At 49.7% G+C, this 18223-nt stretch carries 21 protein-coding genes; 8 read left to right on the plus strand and 13 right to left on the minus strand.

Translation table 11 applies throughout. The features are described 5' to 3' along the window. Positions 1 to 280 precede the first annotated feature (280 nt). Together Q0438_RS06285 and ciaB are read right to left on the minus strand one after the other, a co-directional pair. Positions 281 to 958 (minus strand): hypothetical protein, encoded by a 678-nt coding sequence (locus Q0438_RS06285; protein WP_299188799.1) that lies wholly within the window; start codon positions 956 to 958, stop codon positions 281 to 283. Between the two features lie 73 nt (positions 959 to 1031). Then, positions 1032 to 2846: an invasion protein CiaB gene (gene ciaB / locus Q0438_RS06290; RefSeq protein WP_299188803.1), complete on the minus strand. Its 1815-nt coding sequence runs from the start codon at positions 2844 to 2846 to the stop codon at positions 1032 to 1034. 154 nt (positions 2847 to 3000) lie between these two features. On the opposite strand from ciaB, the gene Q0438_RS06295 reads away from it, so the two are divergent. Next, positions 3001 to 3414, plus strand: a complete 414-nt coding sequence (locus Q0438_RS06295) for an acyl-CoA thioesterase (protein WP_299188805.1) — start codon at positions 3001 to 3003, stop codon at positions 3412 to 3414. Positions 3415 to 3722: 308 nt separating this feature from the next. Here Q0438_RS06295 and Q0438_RS06300 read toward each other — a convergent pair whose 3' ends face one another. The 4 genes from Q0438_RS06300 to Q0438_RS06315 all read right to left on the minus strand — a co-directional run bounded on the left by Q0438_RS06300 (position 3723) and on the right by Q0438_RS06315 (position 5708). Further along, positions 3723 to 3938, minus strand: coding sequence for a hypothetical protein (locus tag Q0438_RS06300; RefSeq protein ID WP_299188811.1), 216 nt, complete (start codon positions 3936 to 3938; stop codon positions 3723 to 3725). Between the two features lie 70 nt (positions 3939 to 4008). Further along, positions 4009 to 4749 (minus strand): EI24 domain-containing protein, encoded by a 741-nt coding sequence (locus tag Q0438_RS06305; protein WP_299188821.1) that lies wholly within the window; start codon positions 4747 to 4749, stop codon positions 4009 to 4011. Next, complete coding sequence (locus Q0438_RS06310; protein WP_299188824.1) at positions 4742 to 5008, minus strand: hypothetical protein; 267 nt, start codon at positions 5006 to 5008, stop codon at positions 4742 to 4744. The genes Q0438_RS06305 and Q0438_RS06310 overlap by 8 nt, the downstream gene beginning before the upstream one ends. A 10-nt stretch (positions 5009 to 5018) precedes the next feature. Continuing rightward, on the minus strand, positions 5019 to 5708 hold the full coding sequence (locus Q0438_RS06315; protein ID WP_299188825.1) for a dUTP diphosphatase: 690 nt from the start codon (positions 5706 to 5708) through the stop codon (positions 5019 to 5021). A gap of 80 nt (positions 5709 to 5788) precedes the next feature. Here Q0438_RS06315 and Q0438_RS06320 point away from each other — a divergent pair, with 80 nt between their 5' ends. Continuing rightward, positions 5789 to 6202, plus strand: coding sequence for a hypothetical protein (locus tag Q0438_RS06320; RefSeq protein WP_299188831.1), 414 nt, complete (start codon positions 5789 to 5791; stop codon positions 6200 to 6202). A gap of 260 nt (positions 6203 to 6462) precedes the next feature. Here the strand turns inward: Q0438_RS06320 and Q0438_RS06325 are convergent, their stop codons facing one another. Then, a complete protein-coding gene (locus tag Q0438_RS06325) occupies positions 6463 to 6672 on the minus strand; it encodes a 4-oxalocrotonate tautomerase family protein (protein WP_299188841.1) in 210 nt (69 codons plus the stop codon). A 106-nt stretch (positions 6673 to 6778) separates the two neighbouring features. Between Q0438_RS06325 and luxS the strand changes: the two genes are divergently transcribed. The 4 genes from luxS (at position 6779) to Q0438_RS06345 (ending at position 10723) form a co-directional block, all read left to right on the plus strand. Beyond that, positions 6779 to 7282 (plus strand): S-ribosylhomocysteine lyase, encoded by a 504-nt coding sequence (luxS, locus tag Q0438_RS06330; protein WP_299188842.1) that lies wholly within the window; start codon positions 6779 to 6781, stop codon positions 7280 to 7282. Between the two features lie 400 nt (positions 7283 to 7682). Continuing rightward, the gene (locus Q0438_RS06335; RefSeq protein WP_299188887.1) at positions 7683 to 8429 is read left to right on the plus strand and encodes an SDR family NAD(P)-dependent oxidoreductase; all 747 of its coding nucleotides are present in this window, start codon (positions 7683 to 7685) and stop codon (positions 8427 to 8429) included. A 334-nt stretch (positions 8430 to 8763) separates the two neighbouring features. Further along, positions 8764 to 9102, plus strand: a complete 339-nt coding sequence (locus Q0438_RS06340; RefSeq protein ID WP_040303516.1) for a cupin domain-containing protein — start codon at positions 8764 to 8766, stop codon at positions 9100 to 9102. Between the two features lie 163 nt (positions 9103 to 9265). Continuing rightward, entirely contained in the window at positions 9266 to 10723 is a 1458-nt protein-coding gene (locus Q0438_RS06345; protein WP_299188845.1) for a DKNYY domain-containing protein, read from the plus strand. Between the two features lie 479 nt (positions 10724 to 11202). On the opposite strand, the gene mnmA is transcribed toward Q0438_RS06345, so the two are convergent. The 6 genes from mnmA to aroQ all read right to left on the minus strand — a co-directional run bounded on the left by mnmA (position 11203) and on the right by aroQ (position 15745). Next, a complete protein-coding gene (gene mnmA / locus Q0438_RS06350) occupies positions 11203 to 12234 on the minus strand; it encodes a tRNA 2-thiouridine(34) synthase MnmA (RefSeq protein ID WP_299188847.1) in 1032 nt (343 codons plus the stop codon). Continuing rightward, complete coding sequence (locus Q0438_RS06355; protein WP_299188857.1) at positions 12231 to 12836, minus strand: TIGR00730 family Rossman fold protein; 606 nt, start codon at positions 12834 to 12836, stop codon at positions 12231 to 12233. Before Q0438_RS06355 ends, mnmA begins: the two co-directional genes overlap by 4 nt. Before the next feature lie 116 nt (positions 12837 to 12952). Then, positions 12953 to 13708, minus strand: coding sequence for a hypothetical protein (locus tag Q0438_RS06360; RefSeq protein ID WP_299188864.1), 756 nt, complete (start codon positions 13706 to 13708; stop codon positions 12953 to 12955). Then, a complete protein-coding gene (folK, locus tag Q0438_RS06365; protein ID WP_299188865.1) occupies positions 13690 to 14226 on the minus strand; it encodes a 2-amino-4-hydroxy-6-hydroxymethyldihydropteridine diphosphokinase in 537 nt (178 codons plus the stop codon). Before folK ends, Q0438_RS06360 begins: the two co-directional genes overlap by 19 nt. Continuing rightward, positions 14223 to 15263, minus strand: coding sequence for a M24 family metallopeptidase (locus Q0438_RS06370; RefSeq protein WP_299188867.1), 1041 nt, complete (start codon positions 15261 to 15263; stop codon positions 14223 to 14225). The genes folK and Q0438_RS06370 overlap by 4 nt, the downstream gene beginning before the upstream one ends. 14 nt (positions 15264 to 15277) lie before the next feature. Next, the gene (aroQ, locus tag Q0438_RS06375; RefSeq protein WP_297950960.1) at positions 15278 to 15745 is read right to left on the minus strand and encodes a type II 3-dehydroquinate dehydratase; all 468 of its coding nucleotides are present in this window, start codon (positions 15743 to 15745) and stop codon (positions 15278 to 15280) included. A 172-nt stretch (positions 15746 to 15917) separates the two neighbouring features. Between aroQ and Q0438_RS06380 the strand changes: the two genes are divergently transcribed. Together Q0438_RS06380 and sppA are read left to right on the plus strand one after the other, a co-directional pair. Continuing rightward, positions 15918 to 17135, plus strand: a complete 1218-nt coding sequence (locus Q0438_RS06380) for a metal-dependent hydrolase (RefSeq protein ID WP_299188883.1) — start codon at positions 15918 to 15920, stop codon at positions 17133 to 17135. After that, complete coding sequence (gene sppA, locus Q0438_RS06385) at positions 17123 to 17995, plus strand: signal peptide peptidase SppA (RefSeq protein ID WP_297943421.1); 873 nt, start codon at positions 17123 to 17125, stop codon at positions 17993 to 17995. The genes Q0438_RS06380 and sppA overlap by 13 nt, the downstream gene beginning before the upstream one ends. Positions 17996 to 18223: the final 228 nt, after the last annotated feature.

Genomic DNA, 18223 nt, shown 5'->3' on the forward strand with positions numbered 1-18223 from the left:
TCCTTCCCGCCCCAAGAGAAACATATCGCGGGCTAAAATTTAAACGGAATTTCATTTTGTAATAAATTTAAAATTTCTCTATGTAGAATTTGCCTCTAGAATTTGGGGCGTGGCAACGTTTTCTCTTAAGAGGGAAGGGGCGCTACTTGCGAGGCGCTCCCCTTCCCCCTTAAAATCCCCCAACCCCTGGCACGCTCAAAGGGCGAGCTATGCTCGCGCTAATTTTAAACTGCGGTTGGCGGCGTAAAATTTTTGCTAAAATTCTGCATTCAGCTTGCCGTTACGCCTCGCGCATCTCCTCTGCTAGGCGTTTTTTGTAGGTGTGCTTGAAATAAAACGCCCAAATTAGCGGAAATATTATCTCCAGCCCTTTCCAAAATGCCAACCCGCCATACTCCCCAGGAATGGTAAAAAAACCTATCCAAACCGCATAGTAAGCAACCACGTAGCTTATCACGAAGACAACGCCCCAAATTAGTACTTCAGAGCCGATCGTAACAAACCAAATCGCGATCGAATAGATGAACGCGCTTGCTAGTGCAGTCGGAAAAAACCAATTCAAAACGCCCAATTTCTGGTGGTTTACGTCCGCGGTAAGATAGCCTGCCGCGCACGCGGTGATACATAGGGTGCATAAAATAGCGCGTAGCACGGCTAAATAACGCAGTCTGCGGGGTTGTATCGCGCCTTCGTAGTCGCTGTTTTTACGGCTACTACTTTGGCTATTTTTGCCGCCGCGCCCCGCCACATAGACAAGATGTGCGCCTAGCGCTATGAAACACGCACATTGAATGAAGTCCATAAATATGAAGCTGCCGAGTGCATCACTTTCGCCTACATTGCCTATTAACCTAGGCCACCAAAATTTTACTATGCAAAACGTCGCCGCGAGCAAAATCGGGTGCAGCGCGACCCTGCCGTTTCGCAAATCAGAGAGTAAATTTTTAAAATATCTCATGCTTTCCCCTTAAAATTCCACGGAATTTTACTAGCTTTTCATTATTTTAAGGCGCGCTTCGGAGCTAAAAAATTTAAAGCCACTTTGCTCGTTCATTGCTAGGGTCCGTTTCGTTGCCGATCGCTTCGTAGCGCGAGTAGTAAAACTCCACAAACTCCCGCACCTGCGCCTCGCGCGGCAGATACACGCCGTCTCTAAGCTCCGCAAAGCGCGATAAAAATTCCGCCGCGTCCTTTTTGCCGCAATAAAGCCGCGCCAGATCCTCGTAGTTTTGCAAACACGCGGCTTTGAAGCTCTCATAGCCTGCGCGGTCAAATTTAACCGCCAGCCGCCCGCGCTCAAATTTCAAAACTCCCGATGCAAAAAGCAAGCTCAGATGTATCAACGCCTCGCAGTAGTAGGGCTTGAGCTCCTCCACCCGCTGCCACGCGATGAGCCCCACGGCGCGGCGGATCAGCTCATCCAACACCGGCAGGCAAAACTCCGCCTCCTCGTGGAAAAAGAAGTTCACGAGCCCGCCGGTGGTCGCCTTGTACTCCTCGATAAGCTTAAAAAGCCCCGAGCGGTTCATGCGCGCCTCGGTGTCCGCGTCGATGAAAAATATATGCCCGAACTCGTGCCCGATCGTCGATATTTCGTAGACGCGGCGCCAAATTTGCGGCTTTTTAAATAAAATTTCGCGTCCGAAATTTAAATACTCAAGGTCGAAAATTTCGCTGCTTAGCCGCATAAAAGGTTTTGCTTTGGCGCTTTCATAGACGAAATTTACGAAGGCGAAAATTTTCTTGCCGCAGTTGGTGCTTACGAACTCGTCGTTAGGCACGACTTGCGCCGAAAAGAGCCCGTTAAGATCGGCTCCGTAGTAGATTAGCGGCGCGCAGACGTAAAGCTGGGTTTTGGCGATGTTTGAGAGCACGAGCGAGTGCATGACGGCGTTGTTTGCGCCGATTTTTTCATACGCGCGCTCAAAGCTCTCGCTTACGCGTGTTTTAAATTCCTCCGCGCTAAACTCATACGTGCCTGCAAGCCTGACGTCCCATTCCAGCGCGACTGCGTGCGTGTAGGCGTCCTCGTAGTACTCAAGCGGATGGCCGATCTGAAGCGGCGTTTTTATATCCATCCACGCGATCTCCGCATCCCGCCACGCGCCGATCACCGCGCTAGCGTCCTTTTCGCAAAAGGCCTGTTTGAGCTTGCCTAGATACGCGATGTAGGCTAGCTCGCTCTCATCTCCCGCGAGCGTCACCAGGCACTCCAAAAGATCGCTAAATTCGCTCTGTAGCTTCGCCGTCTCATCCGCAAAGACCACGGCGTAGGGCAGCATTTGAGATTTGCCATCGCGCTGCACTATCGCGCCGTAGCAGCGCTCGCAGATCTCGCCGTGAGGCGTGCGCATAAACAGCTCCTCTTGCAGTAAAAATTCCTTCGCCTGCGCAAGCGAGCTAAATTCCTGCTGTAAGCGCTTGTTCGTGCCTTCGATGATTAGGGCTTGCCAGCTTTTTTGCATATCGCTTAGCACAAGCCCGATGCGGTGCACGCCCTTTAAAAGTTCCAGATAAAATGGCTGTAAAATCCCCTGTGCATCGGCCTCGGCGATGAGCGCTGCGTGCATGCTCTCGTGTATTTCGCGCGTGAAATCGTACATTTTGCTCTTTAGCTCGCGCTGCCGCGCCTCATCGTAGCCTAAGCGGCGAAATTCTTGCAGTAGCGGATCCTCTTTGAGATCCACGATGCGGCGCAGCACGGCGATACGCGCAGTATCGCTAGGCTCAAAGCCGCAGATCTCCAGCCCGCGCGCGATCAGCTCGGCGCGCGGCTCGTCGTAGAGGGCGTTTAGCCGCGCTTTAGCAGCCGCCGCCATCTCGCTAAGTTTTGCAAAATCGTTCATCGCGTATCCTTTTTGCCGTTTTTATCGTTTGCAAGCGAGCGAAATTTTATCTCCGTCCGCCTAAAATTTCGGCGTAGATTTTTGCCGATTGTATCGAAAAAGTGTTAAATTTACGCGGTTAAAATGGGCGAAATTTTAAAATTTAGGAGTGAAAATGCAGGATTTAAGCGATTTCGGCGAACCGCGCACCAAGATCGTAACGCTGCCTAAGGATACGAATAGCTCGGGCAATATTTTCGGCGGCTGGATACTCAGCCAGATCGACCTTGCAGGCGTGATCGCAGCGCAAGAGATAGCGTCCGAGCAGGTGGTGACGATCTCGATGGAGGAGGTGATTTTCAAGCGGCCCGTATTCGTCGGCGACGTGGTGAGCTGCTACGCAAAGGTCCTAGGCGTGGGCAACACTTCGATCCGCGTGCAGATCGAAGTGATCGCGCTGCGGCTGAGCGGCGAGGGATTTCGCGAGCGTCTGCACGTAACCAGCGCGATTGCGACATACGTAAACGTCACTAAAGACGGGCAGAAAAAGCCGATCAGCGCGGAGATTAAGAGGCTGCACGGGTTTTAAGCGGGGCTGCTTAAATTTTAAATTTTAACTCGCCTGGTGAGCGGCGTTTTCGCAACTTGAATGCCTAAATTTGATCTTTGGATTGAAATTTACGCTCGCAGCTTTGAAATGGCGCTCTAAAATTTAGACTAGCCGCCGTACTTTAAACGAGCTTTTAAGCTTAGCCGCTTTGCGCCGTGCGGCTGGGGCTTTAAATTTAGAACTACGAAAATTTTAAAATTTACTGGAATTTTACGTGAAGTTTTGAAATTTTGCGGCGCGCAGATTAATAAGAAGATCAAAACGCGCCGCAGCACGCACACTCGCGGCTAGTTCGCAGCGGCTTGAAGCTCTTCGGAAAGCTCGCTTTGTATCTCGGCGTTGCTCTTTACGACCATGCCCGAGCCGTGGATGACGCTAGGCATACAGGACGTGCAGATGTCCACATCCTCGCCGTTTTTGTGCGCCTTGATAAATACCGCGTTCTCATCCTCGCTGCTTTTTAGCGAGCAGATATTGCAAATGTAAATATTGCCTGATTTCATAAAAATCCTTTCAAAAAAATTGCCTTATTTTATGAAAATTTTAAAATTTTTCATTGATTTTAGTTAATTTTTAGCGATTTTTGATCGTTTCTCGCTCATCGATCAGCAAAACGTGGCTTAAAAAGATGATAAAAAATAGCTGAAAAAACAACCCCACCAACGGCACCAAGCACAGTAGATAAAAGACGAACGCGCTTAGGCTAAATTTATACCCGCCGCCCCTTTTGTAGCAGCGCTCGAAGCTTTTGGCGCTTAGCGTATTTGAGGCGACGTCGATCAAAATCAGCTTGTAATAGATATAAAAAAACGGCACGTTGATGATGAATAAATTTATCACCGGTACGAACAGAAGCACCGAGCAGATGAATAAGATCGCTAAAAATTTTAAAATTTCAAGAGCCGTCAGTTTCAGCACTCGCGCCGTGCTGGCCTCGTCCGCGCGGCTTAGGCGGTAGTGGCGGGCGTTGATCTCTTTGGTGACCGTGGGCGTCAAAAAGGCTGCGATCAGAAGTGCGCAAAACACGCTAAGCATCAGCACCACAAAGCTTGCAAGCGCATAAAAAATCGCTCCAATGATCCATTTCGTCGCGGCGAAACTTAGAATTTTCGCAATTATCGGGAAGCGCTGTTCGTCCAAGAAGCTAAAATCGCCGCTTTGCGCACCTGCGCTAAGCACGCTAAAAAGCTCACTACCGCCGAAATATGCAACCGTGCCCAAAATCACTAGCGGGCAAAAAAACGGCAGCAGCGAGAGCAAAATAAACTTGCGCGTAAAAAAATCCTCGCTGCTGAGTCTAAAAATTTTACCCATTTGCCGCCCTCGCGTTAAATTTTAAAATTTCAAGCCTCGCATCTTCTGCGGTATTCGCGGCTCTCGCGGCGAGAGCTTTAGAATTTGCAGAATTTGCGGCTAGGATTTTGGAATTCGCAGCTGGAATTTTAAAGCTCGCAGCGATGGTTTTAAAATTTAAAGCGGAAATTCCAAAGTTTGCGGCTGAAATTTTATGACCGAAACTCGCGCCCGAAACTTCATGGTTAAATTTAGAGCCAAATTTAGATTCAAATTCCATTGGCTTCGCGCTATTTTGCGGCCTCGTAAATTTCATCCAGTTTGGCGTAAATTTCGCTTACGCTCACCGTTCCGCCGGCGAGAATTTCAAGCAAGATTTCGTTGTCCTCTTTTTCGCCCCAAATTTTGCGGTAGCTGCCCTCTTTGTAGCCGTGGTCTTGGCGGAATTTATTCAGCACGTTTTTGCCGATATATTTTTCAAATAAAATATCGAGGCTCACGCCGCATTTTAGCGCCACGCGGAAAAAGTCGGTCAAAAGCTCGCCGATATGCAGATCAAAGCCGCTCGTTTCATGGACGATGAGCTCGATATCGTTGATGATCTCGTAGATGCTGTATTCTCTGATATCGTAGGCGTAGGAGCTAAACTCCGAAAAGCCGCTAACTGCGGTAACGTCGCTTACGAGGTGATCGATGTCCTTGTGGCCGCAGTTTTGCTCCAAAATATAGCTCATCACGAAGTGCCAGATATCTACGATTTCGATCGCGATATTATCTACGTCGGGCTTCGCTTCGATATTTTTCCAGTGCTTCCACGCGAAGCTGTCGATGAGCTCGGCGCACTCCATATAGATGCAGCGCTTCCAGTTGATCAGTTTGCCGTTTTTAGTGTAGCCGTCCTCCCAGCCTGCGCCGTTCGTCTCGTCGTTTAGGCGCTGCTGCATCAAAAACATCTCTTTTACTTTTTTATAATTTTCCATCTTTTCTCCTAAAATTTAGCGCATAATTATAGCCGATAAAAGAAAATCATTGTATAATTGGAGCAAAAAGGAATTTTGAGATGAAACGGGATTGCGACAAATTTGGCGATTTTTTAAGCAAGATGAAACTCCTCTCGCTCGCGGTGCTGAGGGATAACCTACCCTATTGTTTCAGCGCGTTTTACGCCTACGATGCGCAAAACAAGGAGCTCATCATCTCAAGCTCCGCTGATACGCAGCACATCAAAGCGATTTTTTCAAACAGACACGTCGCGGGCACGATCGCGCTGGATACGAAGTTTGTAGCGCGCATCAAGGGGATTCAATTCACCGGACAGATACGCAGCGCCGACGAGCGCGCCGAGACGCTGTATCTTAAGCGCTTCCCGTTTGCGCGCGCGATGGAAGCGGAATTTTATACGATTAGACTCGATTGGATGAAGCTAACGGACAACACTCTAACCTTCGGCAAAAAGCTAATCTGGGAGCGATAGAGCCGCTTCGAAGATTAATTGCTTAAATTTGCGGAATTTTAAATTTTACTAAGCTCAAATTTTATCAAACGGGGTTTTAAAATATACGCGAAATTGCGGAATTTTAGCTCGCTTGATTTTTTATGAAATTTTACGATATGAAATTTAACGTAAAATCCCGCTTTGATTTTATTTTGCGAGCGAATTTTCCGTTTAAAATTTCGCGCCGCAATTTTAAAACCTCAAGACCTTGCTTTTTAGAATTTATCCGGCGCTAGGGCTTAGCTCTGCTGCCCCCTGATTTCGCTTACTAACCGCCCGCCGATCGCGTAGTCGTCAGTGGATATTTCGTCTATCGTCACGACCGTGGTTTTCTCGCCCCTGCCTAGCACGGCTACGAGGGCGTCGGTGAGGTTTTTGACGAGCCTTGCTTTTTGTTCGCGACTTAAGCCGCCGCGCTCTTTGGTGATTTTGACGTTTATATAGGGCATTAATTCTCCTTAAAATAAACGTAATTGTAGCCAAAATTTCGTCTGTGCGCCTAAAAGTGCGAAATTTTATGTTAAAATCGTCGTGATCTGAATTTAAGGAGAAGATATGCCATTGCTGGATAGTTTTAAAGTCGATCATACCCGCATGAATGCCCCGGGCGTGCGGCTCGCAAAGAGCATGAGCACCAAAAGCGGCGATAAGATCAGCGTCTACGATCTGCGGTTTTGCCGCCCGAATTTAGAGATTATGAGCGAGCGCGGCACCCACACGCTGGAGCATCTTTTCGCGGGCTTCATGCGCGAGCATCTAAATAGCGCGGACGTCGAGATCATCGACATCTCGCCGATGGGGTGCCGCACGGGCTTTTATATGAGCGTGATCGGCGCGCCCAGCGAGAGCGCCGTCGCAGGGGCGTGGAGCGCGAGTATGAAGGATATTTTGGGCGTGGGCTCTCAAGCGGATATCCCCGAGCTGAATAAATTTCAGTGCGGCACCTTCGCGATGCACTCGCTAGCAGAAGCTAAACAGATCGCGCAAAACGTGCTAAATAAAGGGATCGGCGTGATCAAAAACGACGAGATCGCGCTGGATCTAAATTTGATCAAATAGATTTAAAATTTTACACCCACCCAGGCGCCGTCGTTACTACTCGGCAGCGACGGCGCCCGGCTCAACGCCTAATTTCAAAGCAAAATCAAAATTTAGAGGTTTAATTTTATAAATTTAGCAGGCAGATACGCTATTGCCGACTAAATTTACGAATTCGCTTATTTAAATTTTATAAATTTAACAGGCACGCAGTTTTAGCAGCCAAAACAACCGACCTTCTTCCTGCCAACAAAGGGTCTCGCAGCTCGTGCGAGAGAGAAACTTCCAGTGTCTTCGTATTATTTCATACGCACCAGAGTATTTCATCCGCTTCTGCGCTGCAAGAGTAAATTTCATAAATTCTAAATCCGTTTTGCGTTATCATTGCGCTAAATTTAAAATTTTACGCAAAGGGGATCATATGAAAAATACGGCATTCATTACGGGCGCTACGAGCGGCTTTGGAGAGGCGATTTCTAGGGCGCTTAGCGCGCAGGGCTATAAGATCATAGCACTCGGGCGGCGCAAGGAGCGGCTACAAAAGCTAGCCGGCGAGCTAGGCAATACGCACATTATCGCCGCGGATATTCGCGATAAAGCTGCGGTCTTTGATGCCGTAAGCGCACTGCCTGCAAATTTCAAAGATGTCGAAGTGCTCGTAAATAACGCAGGCCTCGCGCTCGGGCTTGAGGGGATTGCGCAGACGCCCGTAGAGGATTTGGAGACGATGGTCGATACGAATATCAAAGGCGTGCTGTATTCGACCAAGGCGGTGCTGCCGCTTATGATCGCGCGCAAAAGCGGCTATATCTTCAATCTCGGCTCGACTGCGGGCGCGTGGCCCTATCCGGGTAGCCACGTTTACGGCGCGAGCAAGGCGTTTATCAAGCAGTTTAGCCGCAATATCCGCAACGACCTGCGCGGCACGGGCATCCGCGTGACGGAGATTGCGCCGGGTATCTGCAAGAGCGAGTTTAGCGAGGTGCGCTTTAAAGGCGACGTAGCGCGCGCCGCGGCCGTGTATGAGGGGGTCGATGCGATCCTGCCCGAGGATATCGCGCAGATCGTGCTAAGCTGCCTAGCGATGCCGCACCGAGTCAATATCAACGTAGTAGAGGCGATGGCGACGCAACAGAGCTGGGCGGGGCTTTTTATTGAGAAGAGCTAAATTTTGGCTGTGTACGCGCGGGCGTCTGGGCGAGCTTTGCATGAAATTTAGGCTAAATTTTATCGCGCGAGATATTAAATTTAGAGGAATTTTTAAAATTCCGTCTTAAATTAAAGCCGAAATTCTATCCACAAATACCATACTTATGCGTCTTCTTACTTTTAGATGCGATCTTCAATCCTCCAAAAAAATCGCACAGTAAAATGTGAATTTAAAATTTTTATTTAAGGTTTCGTTGTGAGTTTGACGCTTGAAATTTCACTTTCGCTGCACGAAAAGAATGCTAAAATTCCGCCGAAACCGCACCGGATGCGGTGAACTTAAAGGAGCGAAAATGCAAAGAATTTTTCATATAAAAGATGCTATTTGTAGCGACGAGCGAGCCGTAAAAACGACATTTTTTACTACAGAGGCCACTTGCGGCGCGGTTTGGATCGTCAAACGCGGCCAGGTCGTAGCGCCGCATATTCACCCAGACGGAGATGACGTGTGGATCTGCTTAAGCGGACGCGGCGTGTTTTATCCGAGCAAGGGTGAGGAGGTGCCGATCTGTGCGGGCGATCTAATCATTTCCAAAAGCGGAGAGTGCCACGGTATGAAAAATACGGGCGATGAGGATTTTGTATTTGCAAGCGTTACGGCGCCGATTCCGTGCGGCTACGAAGCGATTTGAATTAAAATTCGCCAGAGATTTTGTGGCATTCGTAAAATAAATTAGCGCCGCAAAGAGTTGAATCAGAATTTGCCCGTAGCGTTAAATTTCATAAATTTAGCCGCGCTTTTGTACAATTTCAAGTGCCGCGCAATCTGCGGCGAGATTAAATTTGAGGCAAAAGATGTATGAGGATTTTACACAAGAGCTAAAGGACGAGCGCGCGCAAAAGAAGCGCAAAGCTAGGGCGCGCGAGGCAGAAACAGATCGCAAGCCTGTACTAGACGCGCCTCGAGGCATGCCGCTTTGGCGCAAGATCGCGCTTGGCGTGACATTTGCATTCGCGGCTTTTAGCGCGCTTATTCTGGCGGCGGTTATAAATTCCGCAGACGACTACCCGCCGCGGGATGATGAGCAGATCAAATACAGCGATTTTTATAAAAAAGGAGACGAAATTTACGCCCTCGTGGTGGGTGCGGGCTATTTTGCGATACCGGACGCGGATGCGGCGAGTTTTCGGGTTTTGGATTTCGGCTCCGGCTACCGCTCCAACGTCGGCGCGGACGTAAACGCCGTATATTGCGGCAATATCGCGATGAGCGAGCTGGAGCCCGCGCGCACGAAAGCCGTGGCGTTCGGATACGTAAGCGACGGGCAGGTTAGCTACTTTTGCGACGGCGATGCGGTGCCGAACGACGCGCTGGGGCCGATTGAGCTTGCTTATCAAACCTTGGCGCATATTTTTTGGGATGCGCCCAAGCCGCAAAGCTACCTCTATAAATTTAAACGAATGGACGCTACGGATCTGCGCCAAATCGCGGGTTTGTATTACGCGGCGGAGGATTCGCGCGCGTTTTATAAGGGAGAGGTTTTGGCGGGCGCCGATGCTGCGAACTTGCAGGCTATAAAAGGCTCTGACGGAAGAGCTAGTAGCGTTTATACCGCAGACGGCGCGAGCGTGTATTTTAAAAATCTACGCCTTGACGCGCGCGATAACGGCGGTCATTACGAACTTTTGAGGCAGCGGTTGAGCTATTTTTTGTGGGATGCGAAAGGCGGCGACGTTTTTGCGAACGATTTAGAATTTGACCCCGCCGCAGCGCCCTATACTCCGCTAAATAGGCAGCTTGCGCACTCAAACCATCTGTTTTTTGCCTCCCCTGGCGGCATCTACTATTTCGACGAGAACGACGGAAAGCAAAAGCGCGCGGGAGGCAACCCCTTTGCAGGCGAGGTTCGCGCGCTTAGCGGCAGCGTATTTCAAAGTGGCGAGCGGATATATTTTTTGGAGCGCGCGGATGTTTGGGGCGGCGGCCGCAGCAGTCGTAGGATGGTCGCTCGCAAAAGCGGGCTTTTCGCGCTCGATCTGCCGCACGAGTGGCGCAAGGTAGGCGGCGTGCACGGCGGACTATACGGCTGGGTGTATTCAAACGGCGGGCGATTTTTCTACTTCGACGATCTGGGCTCTTCGCAGCTGATAGATCGGTGTATTTATGAGATCAGGGATCTAAGCTTGGTTGAAATTTTGCTTCAAAAAAGCAGCCTTGGCACGAGCAAAATTCGCGAGATGATAAAAAGCGGCGGGCTTGAGGCGGTGGACGGCGAGCTGCTTTTTGAGATAAAGACACGAGTGGAATTTTAGGCGCAATGGACATTGCCTGGACGCTAGAAAGCGTTGCTAAATTTTAAAATTTGATTTTTGCGTAAATTTATGAAATTTAAGCGGTACTACGGGCTTTGGCGCGAGCTTAGGCTTAAATTTATTGCAAATCGCCTTTGGAGCAGTCGTGCAAAATTTTGTTTCGTCGTATCGAGATAGCCGCGAAGATTTATATCGGTCGCGATATTTGCGTCGTGGCGTGCTTAAGCAAGGCGTCGCCGTAAAATTTTATTCTCGGTGTGGGACACACGGTGCCAGAGCATAAATTTAAAAGTCTCAAATCGCAAAGCCGAACGCACAAATTTGGCGCCGAGCTTGCGAGATGAAATTTAAAGGAGCGGATTCAAAAGCACAAATCTCTTCTTTGATATAAAATTTAGCAGAGCGAGTGCAAATCGGGCGGCGCGATTAAAGCGCCGTTTTGCAAACTCGCGAGCCTTAAGCGAAGCAAAAACAAAGCGCTATTTTATAAATCCGCTTGCCACTACGCGATCGTGCTCGTCGTAAAAAACCGCGAGCTGTGCCGGAGCGATGCCCGCTGCGGGCGCGGACAGCACGGCATGCACGCCACCGTCTTCGCGCGGCGAAATTTTAACGGGGAGTTTGGCGCTGCGGTAGCGGATCTTAACGCCGAGACCCGCCATATTTAAAATTTCATCCCTGTTTAAAAAGGCGTTGAAATTTTCGGTGTCGAACTCGTAGGTCGCTAGCTCGTCCTTGCCGCCCACGACGATCTCGTTTTTGTGCGGGTCGATGCTTAGCACGAAGTGTGGCTCATGCGCGCCGTGCACCGTAAAACCGCGGCGCTTGCCGATCGTGTAATGCATATAGCCCTCGTGAGTGCCGATGGCGTTGCCCGCGCGGTCGCGCACGATGCCGGGCATTTTGGTACCCGTATGACGGTTCAAAACGTCGATGTAGGTGGTGTCCACAAAGCAGATCTCGCTGCTTTCGCTCGCAGAGGCGATCTGCGAAAGCTCCGCATAGGCGCGCGCGGCCTCTTTTACGTCCTTTTTATACATCCCCCCAAGCGGAAAGAGCATAAACTCAAGCGCGGCGGGATCGATGTTTGCTAAAAAATAGCTCTGATCTTTGCTAAGATCTACAGCGGCTTTTAAAAGTCCGTCCTCGATGCGGACGTAATGCCCGGTAGCTAGGCGCTCAAAGCCCTGTTCGCGTGCAAATTCCAAGAGCTTACCGAGCTTTATGCGGCGGTTACACAGCGCGCACGGATTTGGCGTAAGACCGCCGATATAGGCCTGCACGAAGGGCTCGTAAACGTCGCGATTAAAATCATCCTGCAGATCCAAAATGTGGATTTTTATGCCTAAAAACTCGCCCACCTTGCAGACTTTGGCGATGTTCGCCTCGTGATAGCCGGGCTTTGCGTGCAGCTTCATATAGCAGCCCTGCACCTCGTGCCCCGCGTCTTGCAGCAGCTTCGCGCACATCGAGCTATCCACGCCACCGCTCATCGCGACTAAAATTTTCACTCTCCAGCCCTTTTTCTAACGTCGTTTAAAATTTCATCCAGGCTGCTGCATAGCATGAAATTTTGCAGGTCCTCTTCACTTATAGCGCCCGATTTTAGCAGCGAAGTGCGGAAAAACTCCATCAAAGGCGCGTAAAATTCTTCGTCGTAAAGATAGATCTGCGCGCGCTTAAAGCCCGTTTGCACCAGCACTAAAATTTCAAATAGTTCATCCAGCGTCCCAAATCCGCCCGGAAAGATGACGAAAATTTCGCTATTTTCGATGAGCGCGCCTTTGCGCGGCGCAAATGCCGAAAAATGCGCGCCCGTAGTTAAAAAGCCGTTGTTTTTCTGCTCAAACGGCAGCGTGATGTTAAAGCCCACGCTCTGAGTTTTTGCGCGCGAGAAAGCGCCCTTGTTCGCGCCCAGCATGATCCCGCCGCCGCCGCCCGTGATGATCGCGTATCCCATATCTGCAAGCGCCGCACAGAGGGTTTGCGCGTCTTTTACGTATCGGTTATCCTCGCTAAAGCGCGCCGAGCCGAAGATCGTAGCGCTGCGACCGACGTAGCGAAGGCTATTTCGCGCGATTTTGATATCTTTTAAAAGTTCTTTTATCTGCATGATTAATCTATCTTTTTCGTATATATTTTAAAATTTTGGCTTTTAGCTTAGCATTAAATTTTTAAATTTAGCCTTAAAATAGCAGGCTGTATGCTGTTTTAAAATTTTATCGTAAATCATACTAGGTTACTAAGCTTTCTTAAAAATCCGCCGATGCCGCGATAAGCGCTCATGTCGATCGGCTCCAAGCCCTGTTTGCTTAAAAATCGCGAGACGCTCTGTCTAAGCGCGATGGTAGCGGGCGAGAATGGGCGGTGCGAATTAAAAAGCACGCGGTTGTGCGCGCACTCGGCGACGTCCTTGCAAAACGGTACGAAGCCCAGTAGCTTGAAATTTAGCTCGCTTATGTTTTTTTGCGCGACCGCTTTTAAATTTTCGTAGATCATCACGGCGTCCTCCTCGCTCGCGGTGAAATTTAGCAAAAACAAAATCTCTTTTTTGCTAGATCCAAGCGTCTTTAAAAGCGCGTAGGTGTTGCTGATCGCGCAGGGCTCGTTCGCGCATAGAGCGACGTTGTGATCCGCAACCTGGGTGAAGCTTTTTAAATTTTCAAGTCCCGCGTCGATCAAAATAAAATCGAAAATTCCAGCTTCTTTCAGCTCGCTTGCAAATTTTGCGGAGTTATCGCCCGCGCCGTCCGCAGGCGAGACGAGAGTTAAATTTTGCGAAATTTTTACCGCGCTCGCGCTTTGAAGCGAGATTTTTTTGCCCTGCAGCGCGTTTAGGATGATCTCTTGGTTGCTAAAGCTCGGAGCCTCGATGATCGCCGTGCGGTAGCCTATCTCGCTTAGAATTTCGCCGAAATTCGCCACGATCACGCTCTTGCCGACCCCGCCTTTGGCGCTTAAAAAATTTACGATTTTATTTTGCATATCAGTCCTCTTTTAAATTTCATTGTTCCAAGCGGCAAAATCACGCTTATGCGCTCGTTTACTCCGGGATGCGGCAGAGCCAGCCTGCTGCTGGGCCTTACCTTTGCGCTTGCGTATAAAATATCCACATCCAGCGTGCGCGGCGCGTTTTTAAAGCTTCGTTTGCGCCCAAATTTCAGCTCTGCGCGCTGCATAATCTTAAGCAACGCAAGCGGCGCTAGGGAACTTTGCACGAGCATCACGGCGTTTAAAAAATTTTCCTGCCGCAAAAAGCCGAACGGCCTGTTTTTTAAGATCAAGGAATTTTGCGCCACGAAAAAGCGCGTATCGCTTTGTAAAACGCGATAAAACCGCTCGAAGCGCCGCCTGACGCCCCCTAAATTGCCGCCGAGCCCGAGCAGGTATAAATTTTTAAAATTTCCGCGCTCGCGGCGTCTCATCGGAAAAACGGCGCTTTTTACGACGCACAGCGCGTCCGCGCACTCGTAAAATCCGTTTTTCTTAAGTCGCACGTTCATTGGACATACTCGCTTAAAATTTCAGCCCCGTTTTCGCGCACGACCACGACGTCCTCGATGCGCACGCCAAATTCGCCAGGCAAGTAAATCCCCGGCTCCACGCTAAAGACCATCCCCTCTTTTAGCACGGTATCTCCGCGCTTTGAGATAAAGGGAAGCTCGTGGATATCGACTCCGACGCCGTGTCCCGTGCTGTGAAAAAACGCCTCGCCATAACCCTGGGCGGCGATAAAATCCCTAGCCGCCGCATCGATATCGCGCGCCTTTTTGCCGGGCATAACCGCCGCGATCGCCAGAGCTTGCGCCTCTTTTACGATTTCATAAATTTCTTGCCGCTTGGCGTTTTTAAAATTTTGCTCTTTGCCGAAGTTAAAATTTTCGTCAAAGCACGCCGTGCGCGTCCTGTCGGAGCAGTAGCGGTTAAATTTAACCCCCGCGTCCAGCAGGAGCAAATCGCCCTGTCGCAGCCGCTTTTTACTCGGCAGAGCGTGCGCCTTTGCGGCGTTTTCGTTGATCGCGACTATAGGCGAAAAGCTAAGCGCGAGCTCGCCCTTTTTCTTAAAGATGAGCTCGGCGTTAAAAAACAGCTCCTCTTCGCTCATCCCTTCGCCGCTAGAGCGCACGAACGCGGCAAATTCGTCAAATCTCTGGGCGCCTAGTTGCGCCGCTTGCTTTAAAATTTTTATCTCATCCTCTGATTTTATTATGCGCGAAATTTGCGAAAAATTCGCCCGCGCCTTAAATCTTATCCCAAGCCCCTTGCTTAGCGCTTCCCACTCGCCCGCGCTAAAATCGTACGGGTTGTAGCTAAGCTCACGAACGCCCGCCTTTCGCAAAAACAGTCGCGCGTCTTTTATTAAATTTCGCTCGACCTCGATCACTTCGGTATCTTTGCAAAGCTCGCGCGCCTCGATGCTATAACGCGCATCGGTGAGGAAAAATTTGCGCCCCGCGAGACTTAAAAATATCGCGTTATCGCAGCTGTATCCGCACTCGTGGTAAACGGCGTTTTCGTCCTTTAGGATAAAATTTTTCAAATTTAATCCTAAACCTACTCGGCTTTCTGCTCGGCTCTGGCTGCCTTGATCTGCTCAAAAATTTGAATCATTCCGATCATCGCCAGATGGTATCCCACGGGACCGAAACCGATAATCTGACCCGCTGTTACGGGCGCTATTAGACTTTTTTGTCTAAGTTCCTCTCTGCGAGCGATGTTTGAGATATGCACCTCGATCACGGGCAGGCTGACTGCGGCTAGCGCATCGCGGATAGCGAGCGAAGTGTGCGTGTAGGCGGCGGGATTGATGATGATACCGTCGCAGGTGCCGAAGCACTCTTGGATCTTATCGACGATCTCGCCTTCGAAATTGCTCTGAAAAAACTCGATCTCGTTGCCGCTCTGATCGGCGACCGCCTTCATCTGCTTATGGATATCCTCCATCTTCATAACCCCGTAAATAGCGGGCTCGCGCATACCAAGCATATTGATATTCGGTCCTTGAATCACCATAATTTTCATTTTTGCGTCCTTGTTTTGAAATTTAAGCAAAAATTATAACCAAAGCGAGCTTATTTTTTACCATGGCGCTAAATTTGCCCGTTCAAGCCCAAGCGATAAAATTTTATCTCTAAATTTAGCACGGAAGAGAATTTTATGCTAAAATCACGCGCTGTTTTAGATAAGGAAAACGATGAGAATTTTAAGGGCGAAGTGGATTCTTGTATGCGATGAGAATTTTAAAATTTTAAAAGATGGCGCGATCGTCTTTGACGAGAAAATAATCGAGGTCTGCGCCTTTGCGAGTGCGGTGCGCAAATACCCGCAAGCCGAAATTTTAGACTTTAGCGGTGATATAGCGATGCCTGCGTTTATAAACCCGCACGTGCATTTGGAATTTAGCGCAAACAAAGGCACGCTGCGCTACGGCGATTTTTTAGATTGGCTAGGCAGTGTCATCGCCTCAAGGCAGGAGCTGGACGCCGCAGCGCGCGGACGGTTGATCTTGGAGCAGATCGCCGCGATGATGCGAAGCGGCGTGGGTACGATCGGCGAAATTTCAAGCTTCGGCGGCGAGGCTGAAGCTTGCGCGAAAAGCGGCGTTAGAACCGTGTTTTTCAATGAAATTTTAGGCGCGAGCAAAGACGCTGCGGCGGAGAATATTTCTAAATTTAAGCAGCGTTTTGAGCGCGCAAAGGCGCTCGCAAGCTCGCTTTTTATCCCTGCCGTGTCGGTGCACTCGCCGTACTCGACGCACCCGCAAATTACGGAGTTTGCGACGAAGCTTGCCCGCGAAAACGGGCTTGCTATAAGCACGCATTTTATGGAGAGCGCGTATGAGCGGCAGTGGCTGCGCACCGGTCGCGGCAAATTTAAAGCCCGACTTGCTAAATTTAATCCCGCGCCTGCGCCTTTTTACTCGCCGCAGAGCTTCGTAGCGCATTTTAGCGGGCTTCGCACGCTTTTTACGCATTGCGTTTGGGTGGATGATTTTAGTATCTTTGATCCGAAGCTCCACTCGATCACGCACTGCGCGCGCTCCAACCGCCTGCTTAGCAAAAAGCGGCTAAGCTTTAAAAAGCTGCTCGCAAGCGGACTTAATTACAACATCGCTACCGACGGGCTTAGCTCGAATTTCAGTCTAAATTTTTTAGACGAGCTGCGTGCAAATTTAATGATGCACGACGAGCTGGGCCTGGCGGAACTGGCGCGAACGCTGATTTTAGGCGCGACGAGAAATGCAGCCACCGCGCTAGGTCTAAATTTAGGCGAGCTGAGAACCGGCAAGCTCGCCGATATCGCCGTTTTTGAAGGCATTGAGTGCGAGCAGAGCCAGCTGCCGCTACAGCTCATTTTGCAGAGCAAAAACGCAAAATCACTTTTTATCGAAGGAATGAAATGCAATTTCTAAAAAACATCTTTGCGCCGATCGGCGCCGTGCTCGGCTTTATCAACAAATACTTTAAATCCCTGATTTTTCTGCTTATTTTGTTTTTGATTTTCGCAGGCGGCGAAAGCGCGCAACAAAAGGGCGCGAATCTCGCTCAGCTTTCATTAAGCGGCGCGATAATGGACGATAGCGAAATTTTAGAAAAGATCGAAACTCTGAAAAACGACGAGGCGATCAAAGGAGTGCTCCTACTGATCGACAGCCCCGGCGGCGCGCTAAGCCCGAGCGTGGAAATTTCGCTGGCTATCAAGTCGTTAAACTCGCGCAAGCCGGTCGTTGCTTACGCCAAGGGCACGATGGCGAGCGGCAGCTACCTAGGCGGCGTGTGGGCGAGTAAAATTTATGCAAATCCGGGCAGTTTCATCGGCTCTATCGGCGTAATCATGCAGGGCCTAGATGTGAGCGAAGCGGCCGCTAAATTGGGTTTTGCCGAACAGATCGTAAAAGCGGGCGAGCTCAAAGAGGCGGGAACGATGATGCGAAAATGGAGCGACGCGGAGCGCGCGAGCCTGCAAGCTTTGGTGGACGAGAGCTATGAGCTATTTACGCGTGAGGTAGCACAGGCGCGCTCGCTAGATCTTAGGAAGCGCGATACATGGGCGAATGCGCGAGTATTTTTAGCCAGCGGCGCCAAAGGTGTCGGGCTCATCGACGAGGTAGGCTCTTTGGAGGACGCTAAAAGCGCGCTCGTAAAGGCTAGCGGCGTAGCAGATCCCATCTGGCAGGAGCCTTCTGCGTATGAAAAGATGATGGACAAGCTGGCAAATAAAAGCGAGAGTTTGGTGCGCGGTGCCTTCGGCGCCAAGCTGATGGCGTATTAGAATTTTAGAAATTTTAAATTACGAGGGAATTTTAAGAGTAGAATTTTGTATGTGAAAGCTACGCTGGATTCGATTTCTTTTAAATTTCCTCACTTTTTCATTTGACGTTTTCTTTAAAATTTTATCTTTTCGTAAATTTTTCTTCGTTTAAAGCCCCCTCATTTTCTCTCAATTATTCAGCCCCCTTTAAGCATCGCTCTTGTATAATCACAATTCTGTTTCGCACCG

It is taken from the genome of uncultured Campylobacter sp. (assembly GCF_938030785.1).
Taxonomy (GTDB): domain Bacteria; phylum Campylobacterota; class Campylobacteria; order Campylobacterales; family Campylobacteraceae; genus Campylobacter_B.

Excerpts from the sequence above, each read along its gene's own strand:
- Q0438_RS06285 (WP_299188799.1), bottom strand. The coding sequence starts at position 958 with ATGAGATATTTTAAAAATTTACTCTCTGATTTGCGAAACGGCAGGGTC.
- ciaB (WP_299188803.1), bottom strand. The coding sequence starts at position 2,846 with ATGAACGATTTTGCAAAACTTAGCGAGATGGCGGCGGCTGCTAAAGCG.
- Q0438_RS06295 (WP_299188805.1), top strand. The coding sequence starts at position 3,001 with ATGCAGGATTTAAGCGATTTCGGCGAACCGCGCACCAAGATCGTAACG.
- Q0438_RS06300 (WP_299188811.1), bottom strand. The coding sequence starts at position 3,938 with ATGAAATCAGGCAATATTTACATTTGCAATATCTGCTCGCTAAAAAGC.
- Q0438_RS06305 (WP_299188821.1), bottom strand. The coding sequence starts at position 4,749 with ATGGGTAAAATTTTTAGACTCAGCAGCGAGGATTTTTTTACGCGCAAG.
- Q0438_RS06310 (WP_299188824.1), bottom strand. The coding sequence starts at position 5,008 with ATGGAATTTGAATCTAAATTTGGCTCTAAATTTAACCATGAAGTTTCG.
- Q0438_RS06315 (WP_299188825.1), bottom strand. The coding sequence starts at position 5,708 with ATGGAAAATTATAAAAAAGTAAAAGAGATGTTTTTGATGCAGCAGCGC.
- Q0438_RS06320 (WP_299188831.1), top strand. The coding sequence starts at position 5,789 with ATGAAACGGGATTGCGACAAATTTGGCGATTTTTTAAGCAAGATGAAA.
- Q0438_RS06325 (WP_299188841.1), bottom strand. The coding sequence starts at position 6,672 with ATGCCCTATATAAACGTCAAAATCACCAAAGAGCGCGGCGGCTTAAGT.
- luxS (WP_299188842.1), top strand. The coding sequence starts at position 6,779 with ATGCCATTGCTGGATAGTTTTAAAGTCGATCATACCCGCATGAATGCC.
- Q0438_RS06335 (WP_299188887.1), top strand. The coding sequence starts at position 7,683 with ATGAAAAATACGGCATTCATTACGGGCGCTACGAGCGGCTTTGGAGAG.
- Q0438_RS06340 (WP_040303516.1), top strand. The coding sequence starts at position 8,764 with ATGCAAAGAATTTTTCATATAAAAGATGCTATTTGTAGCGACGAGCGA.
- Q0438_RS06345 (WP_299188845.1), top strand. The coding sequence starts at position 9,266 with ATGTATGAGGATTTTACACAAGAGCTAAAGGACGAGCGCGCGCAAAAG.
- Q0438_RS06355 (WP_299188857.1), bottom strand. The coding sequence starts at position 12,836 with ATGCAGATAAAAGAACTTTTAAAAGATATCAAAATCGCGCGAAATAGC.
- Q0438_RS06360 (WP_299188864.1), bottom strand. The coding sequence starts at position 13,708 with ATGCAAAATAAAATCGTAAATTTTTTAAGCGCCAAAGGCGGGGTCGGC.
- folK (WP_299188865.1), bottom strand. The coding sequence starts at position 14,226 with ATGAACGTGCGACTTAAGAAAAACGGATTTTACGAGTGCGCGGACGCG.
- aroQ (WP_297950960.1), bottom strand. The coding sequence starts at position 15,745 with ATGAAAATTATGGTGATTCAAGGACCGAATATCAATATGCTTGGTATG.
- Q0438_RS06380 (WP_299188883.1), top strand. The coding sequence starts at position 15,918 with ATGAGAATTTTAAGGGCGAAGTGGATTCTTGTATGCGATGAGAATTTT.
- sppA (WP_297943421.1), top strand. The coding sequence starts at position 17,123 with ATGCAATTTCTAAAAAACATCTTTGCGCCGATCGGCGCCGTGCTCGGC.